This window comes from Lysinibacillus sphaericus OT4b.31 (genome assembly GCF_000392615.1).
Taxonomy (GTDB): Bacteria; Bacillota; Bacilli; order Bacillales_A; family Planococcaceae; genus Lysinibacillus; species Lysinibacillus sphaericus_B.
The window spans coordinates 2,797,162-2,812,531 of sequence record NZ_KB933398.1 but is presented as its reverse complement, the minus strand read 5'-3'; the positions used below and the strand labels follow the sequence as shown (position 1 = coordinate 2,812,531).

15 protein-coding genes and 1 pseudogene are annotated in these 15,370 nt (G+C 37.9%); 8 read left to right on the top strand and 8 right to left on the bottom strand.

Annotation, left to right across the window (positions count from 1 at the left end; all coding sequences use genetic code 11):
• Window positions 1-22 precede the first annotated feature (22 nt).
• From H131_RS12905 to H131_RS12880, 6 genes are all read right to left on the bottom strand, one after another.
• Window positions 23-223, bottom strand: a complete 201-nt coding sequence (locus H131_RS12905; protein ID WP_010859600.1) for a germination protein — start codon at window positions 221-223, stop codon at window positions 23-25.
• Window positions 220-1,680 carry a spore germination protein gene (locus H131_RS12900; protein WP_010859599.1) on the bottom strand — a complete coding sequence of 487 codons (1,461 nt, stop codon included), beginning with the start codon at window positions 1,678-1,680 and terminating at the stop codon, window positions 220-222. Before H131_RS12900 ends, H131_RS12905 begins: the two co-directional genes overlap by 4 nt.
• Window positions 1,680-2,804, bottom strand: a complete 1,125-nt coding sequence (locus H131_RS12895; RefSeq protein WP_010859598.1) for an endospore germination permease — start codon at window positions 2,802-2,804, stop codon at window positions 1,680-1,682. Before H131_RS12895 ends, H131_RS12900 begins: the two co-directional genes overlap by 1 nt.
• A gap of 266 nt (window positions 2,805-3,070) precedes the next feature.
• Window positions 3,071-3,958 carry an anti-sigma-V factor RsiV gene (gene rsiV / locus H131_RS12890; protein ID WP_010859597.1) on the bottom strand — a complete coding sequence of 296 codons (888 nt, stop codon included), beginning with the start codon at window positions 3,956-3,958 and terminating at the stop codon, window positions 3,071-3,073.
• A complete protein-coding gene (locus H131_RS12885; protein ID WP_010859596.1) occupies window positions 3,951-4,469 on the bottom strand; it encodes an RNA polymerase sigma factor in 519 nt (172 codons plus the stop codon). The genes rsiV and H131_RS12885 overlap by 8 nt, the downstream gene beginning before the upstream one ends.
• A 324-nt stretch (window positions 4,470-4,793) precedes the next feature.
• Window positions 4,794-5,561, bottom strand: a complete 768-nt coding sequence (locus H131_RS12880) for a TSUP family transporter (protein WP_010859595.1) — start codon at window positions 5,559-5,561, stop codon at window positions 4,794-4,796.
• 240 nt (window positions 5,562-5,801) lie between these two features.
• On the opposite strand from H131_RS12880, the gene H131_RS12875 reads away from it, so the two are divergent.
• Window positions 5,802-6,233, top strand: a complete 432-nt coding sequence (locus tag H131_RS12875; RefSeq protein WP_230491850.1) for a hypothetical protein — start codon at window positions 5,802-5,804, stop codon at window positions 6,231-6,233.
• Between the two features lie 75 nt (window positions 6,234-6,308).
• Complete coding sequence (locus H131_RS12870; RefSeq protein WP_010859593.1) at window positions 6,309-7,301, top strand: LLM class flavin-dependent oxidoreductase; 993 nt, start codon at window positions 6,309-6,311, stop codon at window positions 7,299-7,301.
• Between the two features lie 383 nt (window positions 7,302-7,684).
• Here the strand turns inward: H131_RS12870 and yfkAB are convergent, their stop codons facing one another.
• Window positions 7,685-8,797: a radical SAM/CxCxxxxC motif protein YfkAB gene (gene yfkAB, locus H131_RS12865; protein WP_010859592.1), complete on the bottom strand. Its 1,113-nt coding sequence runs from the start codon at window positions 8,795-8,797 to the stop codon at window positions 7,685-7,687.
• A gap of 267 nt (window positions 8,798-9,064) precedes the next feature.
• Here yfkAB and H131_RS12860 point away from each other — a divergent pair, with 267 nt between their 5' ends.
• The 3 genes from H131_RS12860 to H131_RS12850 all read left to right on the top strand — a co-directional run bounded on the left by H131_RS12860 (window position 9,065) and on the right by H131_RS12850 (window position 11,664).
• Window positions 9,065-9,754 carry a YjjG family noncanonical pyrimidine nucleotidase gene (locus H131_RS12860; protein ID WP_010859591.1) on the top strand — a complete coding sequence of 230 codons (690 nt, stop codon included), beginning with the start codon at window positions 9,065-9,067 and terminating at the stop codon, window positions 9,752-9,754.
• A 207-nt stretch (window positions 9,755-9,961) separates the two neighbouring features.
• Window positions 9,962-10,876, top strand: a complete 915-nt coding sequence (locus H131_RS12855) for an S-layer homology domain-containing protein (protein WP_010859590.1) — start codon at window positions 9,962-9,964, stop codon at window positions 10,874-10,876.
• Between the two features lie 155 nt (window positions 10,877-11,031).
• Window positions 11,032-11,664, top strand: coding sequence for a 50S ribosomal protein L25/general stress protein Ctc (locus H131_RS12850; protein ID WP_010859589.1), 633 nt, complete (start codon window positions 11,032-11,034; stop codon window positions 11,662-11,664).
• Between the two features lie 125 nt (window positions 11,665-11,789).
• Here H131_RS12850 and H131_RS12845 read toward each other — a convergent pair whose 3' ends face one another.
• Window positions 11,790-12,416, bottom strand: a complete 627-nt coding sequence (locus tag H131_RS12845) for a YczE/YyaS/YitT family protein (protein ID WP_010859588.1) — start codon at window positions 12,414-12,416, stop codon at window positions 11,790-11,792.
• Window positions 12,417-12,579: 163 nt separating this feature from the next.
• On the opposite strand from H131_RS12845, the gene H131_RS12840 reads away from it, so the two are divergent.
• The 3 genes and pseudogenes from H131_RS12840 (at window position 12,580) to ade (ending at window position 15,339) form a co-directional block, all read left to right on the top strand.
• Window positions 12,580-12,999 carry a pyridoxamine 5'-phosphate oxidase family protein gene (locus tag H131_RS12840; RefSeq protein ID WP_010859587.1) on the top strand — a complete coding sequence of 140 codons (420 nt, stop codon included), beginning with the start codon at window positions 12,580-12,582 and terminating at the stop codon, window positions 12,997-12,999.
• A 136-nt stretch (window positions 13,000-13,135) separates the two neighbouring features.
• Window positions 13,136-13,247: pseudogene (locus H131_RS25000) on the top strand (transposase); the annotation flags it as partial.
• A gap of 346 nt (window positions 13,248-13,593) precedes the next feature.
• Window positions 13,594-15,339 (top strand): adenine deaminase, encoded by a 1,746-nt coding sequence (ade, locus tag H131_RS12835; protein ID WP_010859585.1) that lies wholly within the window; start codon window positions 13,594-13,596, stop codon window positions 15,337-15,339.
• Window positions 15,340-15,370 lie beyond the last annotated feature (31 nt).

Below are 15,370 nucleotides of genomic sequence, written 5' to 3'. Positions count from 1 at the left end.
CCTTGGCACGTCCAATTTCAGCCTATGTTGCTTGTGGATTCGGTTGCTCAGATATAGCTATTTTTGTAAAGTCAATAATTTGCATAAATATTTCATATTCATCATCCTTGAAATCTATACCGACTCCATGAACATAGTACATTCTTTGTGGCTCGGCTACATCCCAACAGCCAGAAAGTAATGTAACGACAAGAAATAGAAGCAAGATGATTTTTTTTGTCATTTTTTATCCTCGCCTTTAGAAGTACGAGTGTTATCTTGAGGGGCAAGTCCCTCAGGTCGCTCTGCATAGCCTTTTGGAGATACTCTAAAAATGGATTTTTTGATGGTTGCCCAATCCAAATCACCAGCAAGATTCATGTAAGGGAAACCGAATATTCGGATGTTACATAAATAAAGAAGTGTAAAATAAAGAGAAATGAAAAATCCAAATAGGCCTAAAAAGGCACTTAAAAGAATAAAAACGACCCGTAGTATACTAATTGTAGTTACAAGTGATTGATTGACAAGTGTAAATGATGCAATAGTGGATACAGCAATAATAACAACCATTTCCGGGCTCGTAACACCTGCTCGTATAGCTGCATCACCAATAATTAACCCACCAACGACGCTTATCGTACCACCAATAACAGAGGGGAGTCGTAAGCCTGCTTCGCGAAACAGTTCAAACATCAGTAGCATCAGTAGCATTTCAAGAGACGAAGGGAGGGGCAGGCCTGTTTTTGCTTGTACGATAGTTGCTAATAGCTGCAATGGTAACTGATTTTGGTGGAAAGTCGTTAAAGCAAGCCAAAATGCCGGTAAAAGCAAACCAATTAAAATACCAACGATTCGTAATAACCGTTCAAGTGAGCTGAAAATAACGGGATACTCATTATCTTCAGCGGATTTTAAAAGTAAAAATAAATTAACAGGTGTAATCATGACATAGGCTACACCGTCTACGAATATTAAGAAACGTCCTCTGACAAGAGCCTGAATTGCATAATCGGGTCTACCAGTATAATCGAATTTGGGGAATAATTTTGAGTCTTTATTAATCCGTTCCATCAATAAATCTCCACTAAATACAATATCTGTGTCTACGGCAGCTAATTGCCTTTTGATGCCATGTAAAATTTCAAAATCAACAATATCATCAAAATAAAGAATAGCCACTGTTGTCTTCGAACGTTCTCCCAAATCCATTTTTTCGACACATAAAGAATTAGTAGGGAGCCGTTTCCGTAATAGAGCGATATTAACGGAGATGTCTTCAATAAAGTTATCCCTCGGCCCTTTAATAAGTACTTCTAACCTTGTCTCTTCGGGATTTCGATTTGGTTTTTTGGCGATATTACTTGCGTATAAAAGTCCCTCGTCTTCAAAATACAGCAGTAGATTTCCGGTGTATACAAGAGTAATGGCCTCTGCTTTGTCAGTTACTTGTTTGAAGTGCGGAATGTGTAATTGAGAAAATATGTTTTCTGCAATGGATGTATCAGCTAAATTGTCAAAAAAGTGTTGAACACGTTGAATAATCACATCATTGAGTAATTGCTGATCAATCATTGCTTGACACGTAATGAACTGCACTTTATGTTGGTGAAATGTATATTCTTGAAATTCAATATCGGCGGATTTTTGGAATAATTGTTTCAAGGTGTATAAATCTATGGCCTTTTCTAACTGGGGCATTATGATTCACCGCTTTCCATTTCTTGTTTATCCGGATTAACCTTTTTAGATGACTTATCTGATATGAATGCTACAATGACGAAAAAAATTGATAAAAGTAAAAAGAAAATAAAAGTAGATGTCAATATATAATTCCCTTTAACCTTTAAAAATATGTTTTCATTCAACATCATTAGCGGTAAACACAGGAAGAAGAAGGGAGGAGCGAGAAATTTCCATATGCGTTTAGGATCTCCAGTCATATTTAACAAATCGGTAACAATATATAAAATGAAGCCGACGCGTATAAATGTGCCTGTAAGCCATTGATAGATAGAGAAAAAATCTAGATGCTCGATATAGCGTCCGATTGTTACAAGTCCCCATTCTTCATAGGCTGGATAGCGTTGCTTGGCTGCTTCACTTGGTCCGAATTCTGTAATTGCTCCTATCAGTGGTCCGATTGTCAGCCCCATCAAAATAAAAAGCATGATGGAAAAATGATACCAACGAATACGAGTTTTAATTTGATGCTGAAGAAACAAAAGCATCAGCAGTTCCACAAATCCAGATGCAGGGTAGATGAAGCCATTAACAATAGGTTTGAAGCCATGCTCGAAAAATGGTCGCAATAATGAATAATCTTTTACCTGCATATTTGTAAAGGCCACAAAAAATCCAAAGACTACAACTCCAAATAATACAAAAACATTTAAAATAACAATTGTTTGTAGGTTTGTGGTAACCAGTAGTATACAGAGAATTGTATAGATAAATAACAAGAGAATAACTGGTGTTTGTGGTAAAAAGGTGGTATTTACCCATTGCAGTGTTTCAACCATTGTGAAGGCAGTAATAATGACTAAATAACCCACTATAATATAAATAATAATCCTAGAGCTAACTTTCCCAATTTTTTGCTCTAACCAATCTTTTAAAGGTTCTTGCTTTGTCTTATTTTGAATATAAACTAATAAGAATAGCCAAAAGAATATAATGATAGCCGCAATAATCACAGATAGCCAACCATCCCTACCAGCAACATCTAACAGTGGGGGGAGAATCGTAACGTGATTTTTTAAGCCAATAACTGTCATTGATAGGAAGATAACATGTAATATACTAATAGTTCCTACGTTTTTCATATGAAAACCCTCTAACCTATATTGATACCATATAGCCTTGACAAAAAGTTGAAGGATTATAAGTAATGAAAAAGGCACTATCTCATATTAATTGAGATAGTGCCTCAGACTGTAGATAAACTCAAAGTATAGAAGTATCTATATGAAGCTGTTGATTTCCGCTGCTGCGGCGGACGCTTTTCGCGAGCATGACTTCAGCTCATGCTATTCCCGCAGAAGTCGCTGCCTGCGCTCCAATCAAGTATTGATATTATTAGTGCTTGTTACTAATGTATATATTTATTGCTTACAAGTTCTTTTTGGAGGACATCTGTAGGTATTTCAAACTCTACAACGCCCATATATCCCGGAGCCACTTCATATTTATCGAAGGAAATCACGAGTTTGCCCTTATCGTTAATGTAAAATTCCTGTTGTGTTTTTATGCTCGTAAATTCGTCAAAAAGTTCCTCATCAGCTATACCAGCACCTTTGACCCAGTACACTTTATCTTCATCACTTGCGCTTTCTGCACGCATTTGCTCTTTGATATTTTCACTAATCACCTGCATATAACTATCATCTTTAAAGAGCATTGGTAACGTGATTAAAATTTCATTTTCTTTATCAATTGTGTCGTAATGCATAACGGTTGAAGATGAACCGACAGTATTCACAGTATATCGACCAATCGATAAAATCTGCTCGGTATCCGTTTTAATTTCATAGCCGCTATCAACACCTAAATGACCGCCTCCATTTGCCTTTAAATCGCCAACCTCTGCTTTAAAGTCATTATAAAGGGCTTTACCTTCTGAACGGTATTTTTCATTTAATGTATTGGCAAGATCTTTATTTTCTAAATTTTCTATGGAAGGTACTTTAATGTTGGCATCGTATGTGTCTTCTGCTACCTCATATTCTGTCCATGTTAAAACCTTTACAACACTTCCGACAACAGGAATGTCAGAAAGGGTACGTGCCATTGCAGGACTGACATTTAAACCAGCTGTAAAAAGCATAGCGGCAGCAGCAGAGCCAAGTAACCATTTTGGTGTGCGATTCTTTTTCTTTTTTTTCCCTTGTTTTAATGCATTCTCCACGATGAAATCTAGCTCCTTTGGTATAGGTACTTCATTATATTGTTTTTCTAACTCTTCTAATTTTTTATCCATGTGATGTTTCTCCCTTCACATCTTGCAATTGTATTTTTAGTAGTTTTAACGCTTTATAAAGTCGCGATTTGGCTGTACTTAACTTAATGTCGAGTATGTTGGCAACATCTGCGAGCTTTAAATCCTCAAAATAGTGCAAAATGACAACTTCACGAAACATCTGAGGCAACTCTTCTAACGCATGCTCCAAGTCAACGTTTTCGTAGACATCCTCTTGAGGGGGCGTTAAATATTGCATTGTGTCATCATCCGTCACCTGTAAGCGTTTATGCTTGCGTAAAAAATCAATTGCTGTACGAACGACAATTTTGTAAAACCAGCTTTTCATGTAATCCACATTTTCTAGTCGGTCGAGAGAAAGCATAGCTTTTTGAATACTGTCTTGTACAACATCGAGGGCATCCTGTTCATTCTTTGTGTAGCTATACGCGAGCAAATAAAAACGATCTTTCTGTTCACGAATAAACTGGACAAACACCTCTTCATGTTGAAATGCATTTCTTGTTTTCATGTTTAAAGAAGCTCCTTTATAACTTAATTCAGCTGAATTTTCCACTCTTTATAGAGTGTTGAAATGAATACTATAAGCTTTTGATTCAGTGGTAGTAATGCGCCATCTGAAACAAGTTCATGCTTACGGCAGATTTGTCACAGATTTTTCAGAGCAAGCTCTGGTGAAAATCTGGACGCAATTAAACTTTGGCGTATTTATCATTTCATTGTATACAACTACTAGACGTGTGAAAGGGGAGAAAAAGTTGATGGAATGAAAAAAACTTACCCCGTAGCGAGGTAAGATTGTATCTTTTTTCAATTACGTCCTGTATTTGATAGATCACGAAAAATAGTCATATGTATTTTTCAGTAGTAATAGAATTGTTACGACAATAAAGAGTTTACGTACGTAACCACTACCACGTTTAATAGCAAATTTAGAGCCAACAATCGCACCAGCAATTTGTGCGAGGCCCATTGATAAACCATAAGCATAATGTATCTGACCTAGGTACATAAACATAAGAAGTGCGGCAACATTGCTCCCGAAATTTAGAAATTTAGCATTGCCAGCAGATTTTAAAAAGTCAAAACCGACGATTAAAAAGGCAAATAGAAAAAATGAACCCGTACCAGGACCTAAAAAGCCATCATAAAAGCCAATTAATGTAATGATAACGATGAAAAACGCATAGCGCTTTGGTGTTAGTTTTTTATAAGTGGAAATGCTGCCCCAGTCTTTTTTGAAAATCGTATAGACGGCTACAGCTGCTAACATCACAAGCATTAATGGCTTTAAGACACTAGGGTCTATTAAATGGACAATCCACGCTCCAATCATCGAGCCGAAAAAGACAAATGGGAACAGCTTATAAACAGATTTAATATCTAATTTACCAGAACGATAAAACGTAATCGTACTTGTTAGGGAGCCCATCGTACCTGCTAGTTTATTTGTTGCCACAGCTGCTGATGGTGGTAATCCGACGAACATAAGGGCTGGTAAAGAAATCAGTCCACCACCGCCGACAACAGAATCGATGAAAGCCGCTAAAAAACCAAAAAGAATAAGAATCAATAAGACATTTAAATCTAAATCAAAAGGCACAACAGTCAACTCTTTTCTATTAGAATAATCTGATACTATCGGAACTAAGAGTGACTGTAAATAGTCTGTAAGATTTTTCACTTTCAACTACTAGAACATCATAGATTTTTTTCTCATAAATAGTATGTGTCGATTTTTGAAGAAATATGAAAAATTCTGCAAAAAACAATAATATTCTATTTTAAGTAATTATTTTAATGTATCATAAAGGAAATAGTGTTTTTGCGTAAAGGGGACGTGATGACATTGAGTTTAGGAAATCATTTTAGGGTTTTTGTTTGTGTTGTGTTCATGGGTGTACTTGTTGGATATGTTTATAACACCAAAAAAGATGTAACGGATAATGTATATATTGATGCAGTAAAGCAAGGTTACTTAGCTAATTACACGGATGTAACTGTCCGAGATGCTTTTAACTACGCGTTTATAGAGCCTTATTGGCGATATTACGAGGCAAAAACAGGTCAACATGTTGTGGAATTATCGGGGGAAACTTCACATTCAGGGGAAGTGGGCCATGCCGTTTTACAGTTTGTAGTGAATGAAGAGGCTACAGAATTTACCCTCTTTGCCATGAAGTTTAACGACTCCGTGTTAGATTTAGAACAAAGATGGACACTAGTAGTGACGGTTTATGAAACATGGCAGATGAAGCAACTTGCCTATCACTAGTGCCTTTTACTTTGGAAAAAGAGGTTCCTATATTACAGTAGAAAGGAGAGCTACATACAGAAAGGGTGTTTTTCGATGATATTAAGTATTTTAGATCAAATTCCTGTACCTAAAGGACATACTGCTGAGGACGCCTTCAAGCGAACAGAGCAGTTAGCACTGTTAGGTGAAGAGCTTGGTTTCCATCGTATGTGGCTAGCGGAGCATCATAATAGTGAATCCCTTGCGAGTTCGGCGCCAGAAATTACAGCTGCGTTTTTAGCTGCAAAAACAAAACGTCTGCGCATCGGTACAGGTGGCGTCATGATGATGCATTATTCGCCGTATAAGCTGGCCGAAGTATTTAAAACATTAAGCGCGCTAGCACCTAATCGTATTGACTTTGGTGTAGGACGTGCTCCTGGTGGTGACCATCCATCCATTTATGCGCTTGCAGAAGGACGTAGACAACGTATGACAGAGCAGTACGACAAACTTGATGTTATTTTGATGCTCATGAACGAGCAAAAATCAGGTGAGTATGTATATGATCAGGTGATTGCGTCTCCGACAAATATTCAGTTACCCGAGGCATGGTTACTTGGCTCAAGTGGCCAAAGTGCCATGCAGGCTGGACAACTAGGTGTTGGTTATTCATTTGCTCAATTTTTCACCGGTAATATGTCAAAAGATATTTTTGATACGTATAAGTCAACCTTTACACCTTCTTATTATATGGAAAAGCCACAAGTTATCGTTACCTATGCGACTACGGTTGCGGATACATTAGAAGAGGCCGAATATTTGGCAAAGCCAATAGATATTACACGTCTCCAGTTGATGAAGGGACAAATTATCCAATCGATGTCACCTGAAGAGGCGAAGGATTACCCGCTCTCTGAGATGGATAAAATGACGATTGCTAATAATCGTAAGGCAAATCTTGTTGGTACACCGAAGGCTATTGCCCAATACTTAGTAGCAGAACAACAACAGTATGGTTTTGATGAAGTGATGCTAAATTGCAATCAATATGCACAGGAAAGTCGATTAAATTGCTATAAACTACTGGCAAAAGAATTATTATAGAAAATAGCTACCTAATGCTTCGGCATGTGGTAGCTATTTTTATAGAAAAAGAGTGAACGCTCCTTTTTTCTATCCTATTTGATCTTGAACGACTCAATATTATTGAAGTTTCACTTTATCCCGCAGTAACGGTCAGTAAGCTGCCCACCTCAAGTGAAAGATACGAGGTGGGCGATCAACTGACCGTAAAAGCCCGATTGGTTCAACTACCAATCCGCGGGGATGAAGAACTCCCCACGGATTGAGTTTCACTTTATCCCGCAGTAACGGTCAGTAAGCCGCCTACCTCAAGTGAAAGATACGAGGTGGGCGATCAACTGACCGTAAAAGCCCGATTGGTTCAACTATCAAACTGTGAACCCCCCACAGTTTGAAGTTTCACTTTATCCTATCGCTGAGCCACTTACGAAAGGGGCATCTTTATAATACATATTTTTGACTAGAACGTTTGGACCTAAGCATTTCACCGCTGGACAGTGGCAATTTAGTGATTTTGCTAAATCCGTTTCCATCCATTTGTCGAAAATGGCAGGTAACTCGTCGTTGACGATATTGCCAAGAGCAGGAGTATCACCAAAGTCTGTGACGATGACATCGCCTGTAAAAATATTAACGTTTAAGCGTGAGCGACCATCCGGATCATTGCGCATTGTAACGTTCTTCGCCTCACGCAAACGTTTTAATAACCTTTGATCCTCCTCGTTTGAGCTACAAGGATAGAATGGTAATGTACCAAACAACATCCAAGTACTGTCATCACGCACATCAAGAAGATGATGAATGGCTTCGCGTGTTTCTTCTAGCGAAAGTGATGACAGTGTACTTGCAAAGTCTGAGGGATACATTGGATGTACTTCATGTCGAGCGCATTTCATGTCATGAATGATTTGGTTGTGGATATGATCTAAGTATGGCAATGTTTTTTTGTTGAGCATCGTTTCTGCCGATACCATAACACCGTGCTGCGCGAGCATTTTTGAGTTATCGATCATGCGTTGGAAAAGTGCAGCGCGTTGTTCATAGGTTGGTTTACGGTCCATCATCGCAAAGCCTGTTTCGACAAATTCATCGACTGTGCCCCAGTTATGTGAAATATGAAGCACATCCAGATACGGTGCAATAAGTAAGTAACGTTCAGGCTCTATTGTTAGATTCGAGTTGATTTGTGTGCGTACGCCTCGTGTATGTGCATATTTTAACAGCGGCAATACATAGTTTTGCACCGATTTTTTGCTCATCATCGGTTCTCCACCAGTAATGCTCAGTGTTTTTAAATGCGGGATTTCATCAAGGCGCTTTGTGATTAGCTCCATTGATAATGCTTCGGGATCTTTATGTTGTAGTGTATAGCCAACTGCACAGTGTGCGCAGCGCATATTACAAAGGTTTGTTGTGGTAAATTCAATATTTGATAGTGTCATCTGTCCATGCTGTTCGACATCTAAATAGGCTTCCCATGGATCAAAGACGGGCGTAATTTTTTGTAAGGTCGTCATAATTCGTACATCTTCCTTTCTAGCATTCTATTGTCTCATATTCAAGGATATTTTCAAATATGAAATTCTTGAAAGGATTTTTTTACGGTTAGGGGAACATTTTTGTCACCTTTCTAAGGTAGTATTGCTTCTGATTTTAATAGCGGGATTTTTCTAACAATTCCGTAAATAGGTAATATGGAGTAATTTTACTGCTATTTTTTGCAAAAAACGTTATGATAGAAGGAGCAAGACGGCAAGACCGTTTAGAAGAAAGTAGGAAATAAGTTGAGTAAATATGAAACACTATTGTTTGATGTAGATGATACATTATTAGATTTTGATTTAGCTGAAAATGCAGCACTTGACCGATTATTTGCACAGGAAAAAATTGCTACAACACCAACGATGATTGCTCGCTATAAAGAAATTAATGAATCAATGTGGCGTGCCTTTGAACGAGGCGAAGTGACAAAGAATGTCCTACATAATACAAGATTTTCGATAGCGCTGAAAGAATTTGGCTTAGAAGTAGACGGTGAATATTTTGAAGCGATCTTTCAAAAGTATTTGCAAGAGGCGCACCATTACGTTGATGGAGCATATGAACTGATTGCGCAGCTTTCAGACAACTATAATTTATATGTCGTTTCAAATGGTAAAACGATCACACAAAATAAACGATTGGTAGATGCAGATTTAGCGAAATACTTTAAAGGGATTTTTATCTCGGAGCAGACAGGTTATCAGAAGCCAATGCCAGCATTTTTCGATTATGTTTTTGACCGAATTGAAGGAATAAGCAAAGAAAAAGCACTTATTGTTGGGGATTCACTAACTTCTGATGTGAAGGGTGGCTTATTAGCAGGAATTGATACGTGTTGGTTTAATATTCACGATATCGAAAATACAAGTGATATCCTGCCAAACTATGAGATAAAAAAGTTACACGAACTTTATACGGTATTAGAAAAATAATGCATCCCCGCGAGTACAATGTTACTTTTGCGGGGATTTATAGTTTTTAACGGATAGTAGGAAGTGACAGTTAACTCTGACACACGTTAGATTGCAATTGCCAAAATAGAACTAGTGCAGCTAATGGTATTGTGTGCAAATAATACTATATTTTTACACGAAAAAATCTATTATGATAGTTACAGAAAGATGAAAGGGAGGGGTAATATGAATGCGAAATTCCGAAAAGCGATAATGGTGACACTGTTATGCACATCAATAACCATTCCAATACAAACCCATGCATATCAAGAGCCAACGGATTATGTACATATGAAAACGGAAAATATGACGGTTTACTCTGCATATGGGGCTAAAATTGCCGCATCTGAAAAACAAGGAACTTATAGTGTGAAAGCTAATATAGTCAACAATCGTCAACCACTTGAGGTAGAAATTTTCAAAAATGGGCAATCTGGAGTCTTAAAGCAAATGGTTAAAAAAGGTGTAATGGAGCCAGTTGCCTATCGAGATGAAGGGGACCGAGTGATTGCGACGATTCATTATAATGCCGAATTAAAGTTTGAATATCCTGCACAAATTTATTTTCGTGATATAGAAAATTCGGCATACAGCACATACATTACAACATTAGCACAACGCGGCATTGTTCAAGGAAGTCAGCCTGAGTACTTCGGGGTCAATGATTCCTTAACACGTGCGCAGTTTAGTGCCTTACTCGTCCGTGCATTTAGCTTCGAACAGAAACAAACGAAACAGTACAAAGACGTCAATGCAAAAAAATCATGGTATGGTGGTCATGTTGGTGCCTTACATTCATTAGGGATTATTAATGGGAAAACGCCAAATATATTTGATCCAAATGGTAAAATTACTCGTCAGCAAGCCATTTTGATGCTTGGACGAACATTAGATGTAGTTGATTTTGTACCAGAAGAATATGGTGCACTACCCTATGAAGATAGCAATGATTTCCAAGGTGAATTATTACGTTACACAAAAACATTGTATGGCATTGGTGCACTTGATGATAATACAGATTTATTGCCAAATCAATACATTACTCGTGGCCAATTTGCTAAAATGCTAGCGGTAACTTTAGAGGCTTCAGGGAGATTATAATTGTATAATAAAAACGTAAAAGCCGAGGACACTTTTTGTCTTCGGCTTTTTACTGTGGTTTTGTAGATTGTAAACGAGTGCATAGGAGGTATAAAAATCTGTTTAACGGGCAAAACCTTTTATGAGACTAGTTTCATGAAAGGGGAGAAAAAGTAATGAGTACAGTATTAAAAGCCAAAAAACGTGATAAAGGAAGACACTCATCATTAACACAACTTAGAGAAAATGGTGCTATTCCTGGAGTTGTTTACGGTTACCAAATGGAGTCAACTTCGATATCTCTTGATGCAAGAGCGTTTGCAAAAGTACTTGCAGAATTAGGAAGTAAAAGTGTGTTTCAATTAGATGTTGAAGGAACAAAGGTAAATGCGGTGTTAACAGAAATGCAGCGTAGTGCTTTAAAGGGATTTGTGAAGCATGTAGACTTTAAATCAATCAATATGTCTGAAGAATTAGAAGTCGATATCCCAATTACAGTAGTAGGAGATGCCATTGGAGTTGCAGATGGTGGTTTCCTATTACAGCCAAATCGTGAAGTTCGCATTAAAGTGAAACCTGCTGAAATACCGGAAACGATAGAAGTGGATGTTTCGGATGTAGCAATTGGTACTTCTCTTTATGTTGCAGATATTCGACATAAATGTTCCTTTGAAATTTTAAACGAAGACGACTTTACATTAGTGGCAATCACACCACCACCTGCACAAAATGTACAAGAAGATATGGTAGATGAAACGCCAGAAGTAATAGAAGCAACAGGGCAAAATACATCTGAACCAAAGAAATAAAAAAGTTTGAACAGGCTACGTCATCAGTCAAAGTTTTGATTTATGACGTTTTTTGGTTCTTAGAAAAGTCATTGTCTATAAGAAAAAGGAGCCAACTTAAATGTGAGTTAGCTCCTTTTGTGTTCTTATACAACTGCACTTTTAATGCCAGTCCATTTTGTAAATAATTTTTCATTGTAAGTTAAGGCGAATTGCACGATTGGTCCAAGCCCGAATGCCATCAGTACTGTACCAACTCCAACAGGACCTCCAAGCAAGAAACCTAGTATAGCGACAGTTACTTCCATCGTTGTACGAGCGCGTGTCACACTCCAACCAAATTTATGGACAAAAAGAAGCATTAATGTATCTCGTGGCCCAATGCCTAAACTTGCAACCATGTACATCCCACAGCCCCAACCAAGCAATACAAGTCCAGTAAGGTAGGATAGTAACTGCATCCAAAAACCATCAATATCTGGTAACCAATAGTTAAAAATATCTATGAAAATACCAGCTAAAAACATATCTACAAATGTACCAGGAAGAGGCCATTTCTTTGTCACCAGCATATCAAATGCTAAGATGGCTAGTCCAATTAAAATAGACCAAGTGCCAATAGATAAACCGAGAGTTTTAGTTAGTCCGATATGTAAAACATCCCAAGAGCCTACGCCAAAAAGTTGACCCTTTATTGTCAAAGTTATACCAAAGGATAAGACCAAGATGCCTGTAAAGAAGAATAGACATCGCGTAAAAAATGCTTGCTTCATACTTAATACCCTCATTCTCAAAATTCATGTTGTCCAAAAAAACATTATAACAAGAGATTGTGCATATTACCAAAGACTAACATTTCTTATTTTTCAAAAAAGAGGTTTTATCTTAACACAGGAAGGGCAATATAAAAATGAATCAAGAGAGAGGATGAGATAAATGACTTCTGTACGAGATGAAATTTTAGAAGTGTTAAATCGTGAAAAAATAGGAACGATGGCAACCGTTGAGAACGGGAAACCGTACTCACGTTATATGACTTTTCAAAACGATGAGTTTGTATTGTATACAGTGACAAATAAACACTCAGAAAAGATAGAGGAGTTACAAAAAAATCCGTATACACATATTTTATATGGCTATGAAAATAGAGGCTTTGGTGATACTTTTGTGGAAATAGAAGGTAAGCTAACTGAAATTCATGAGGAAGGCTTAAAAAACAAATTGGCTGAATTTTTCACGGGTATTTTCATTGGCAACAAAGATGAAATGGTGACCCTAAAAATTGAACCCATTCGGATGCGCTTGATGAATAAAAAAGGGGAGTCCCCAAAAGAATTAGAATTTACAGCAGAATAGTTAGTACTTAACGACCATTGAGATGAGGTCGCTCAAGACTGTAGACAAACTTAAACATTTGGGTTTGAACTGCCCCTAAATTGTTAGACACCAAATCTAACGATTTAGGGGTGTTTTTTATGGCTAATTTTACAGCCGTCATGGTATACGTTGGACTACCCTCAGAGGGCTTAAAAAAATGGTCCATGCAGGCGATGCTTAGTTTTGCTGCAAAGAATTTGAAGAAACTTGCTAACTGGACATGGTGAAGTCCAGATATGGCATAATAGGTCAACTCGCAGCGTTCTACTCTCGTTAATCATGGCTGATTTCATGTGCAATTTTAAACGAAATGGAAAAAGGCATTCAGAATATGAACATTGTGAATGACTATTGTCGTCAATCTGTAACGACCATCAAAATATAGTTATATTTTCAGTTTTGAAAGTTGGAGTGAATTTATTAAATAGTTCTTGCTATATATAGAAGTAAGGTCAATGAAATGTGCAAAAGTTTAATATAAAGTTCAAATTAGAAGAAAAAAATTATACATGACTTGAATCTATGCGGCAATTCATGCATGATAATTCTTAAAGAAAAAAAGGGGTGCATTGAATGCCAACAAAACTACAACAGCTCGCACAAAACATATTGACGTCTCAAGGACAAGTTGAAGCAGACTTTATCTTACGTAACGCATTGGTTGCGGATGTTTTTACACTGACTTGGAAAAAGGCCGATATCGTCGTAAACAATGGACTAATAGTTGCCCTTGATACCGACAATCGATTTAAAGCTACATATGAAGAGGATGCAGCAGGACACTATGTTGTGCCAGGACTTATTGACGGGCATATACATATTGAATCTTCTATGCTAACCCCTGCTGAATTTAGTCGTGTGCTCGTGCCACACGGAATAACTACAGTCATAACGGACCCACATGAAATCGCAAATGTTGCTGGGACTGAGGGGATTCACTTTATGCTAGATGACGCTAAAAAAGCAGACATGGATATTTTTGTTATGTTGCCTTCGAGTGTACCGGGCACTAGTTTCGAGAACGCAGGTGCTACATTAACAGCCAGCGATTTAGCGCCATTTTTATCCCATGAAGATGTACGTGGATTAGCGGAGGTTATGGATTTTCCAGCTGTATTGAATGGTGAAGAAAACATGCTTGAAAAAATCATGCTTGCACAGCAAGCAAATCTTGTTGTTGATGGACATTGTGCAGGCTTAAATCGTGCGCAAATTACAGGCTACCGTGCTGCTGGTATTCATACCGATCATGAATGTGTAACGGCAGACGAAGCGATAGACCGTGTGGAGCAAGGGATGTACGTCTTAATTCGTGAAGGTTCTGCGGCAAAGAATTTACGCGATCTATTGCCCGCTGTCAATCTAGCCAATGCTCGTCGTTTTGGTTTTTGTACGGATGATAAGTACGTGGATGAATTGTTAGAAGAAGGGAGCATCAACTTTGATGTAGCTATGGCTATTAATGAAGGGATGGATCCATTACAGGCTATTCAGCTTGCAACCGTCAATACAGCTGAGTGCTATCGTTTGTATGATCGAGGTGCATTAGCACCGGGATATAAAGCGGATTTTGTTTTACTAGAAGATATAAAGGAAATGCGTGCGAAAGTAGTTTGGAAAAATGGTGTGAAGGTTGCTGAAAATGGCGTAATGCTAACGTCTCGTATAAAAACGGATGTACCTGCGCATATCCAGCAATCTGTTCATTTGCCTATAGTGACGAAAGAGATGCTATCGATACCGTTTATAAAAGGTACGAAGGCCAATGTGATGGAAATCGTGCCAAATCAACTTATTACCAATCATTTGGTAGTAGATGTACCAGTTAAAGATGGCGTATTCGAACCATCAGTGGAACAGGATCTACTGAAGCTTGCTGTTATTGAACGTCACCACAATTTGCATACGACTGGGCTTGGTATTGTCAAAGGCTTCGGCTTGCAAAAAGGTGCAGTTGCGACAACCGTTGCGCATGATTCGCATAATGCATTAGTGGTTGGAACAAATGATGAAGATATGTTAATTGCCCTCACGCGGATTCAAGAAATCCAAGGTGGTTTTGTCATCGTAGCAAATGGTGAAATTATAGCGGAGATGCCTTTAACAATTGGCGGCTTAATGACGGATGCACCAGCAGATGAGGCTAAAGCACAATTAGCAGGCTTGCACAACGCCCTATATGAGCTAAATCCCCATTTAGATTTCCATTTTTTATTGACTTTCTCATTTGTCGCGTTACCTGTTATTCCAGCCCTAAAACTAACAGACACAGGTCTATTTAATGTGACAACATTCCAGCATATAGAAGTAGAGGCATAACGATAAACAACGGAGTTTTCCAATACTAAAT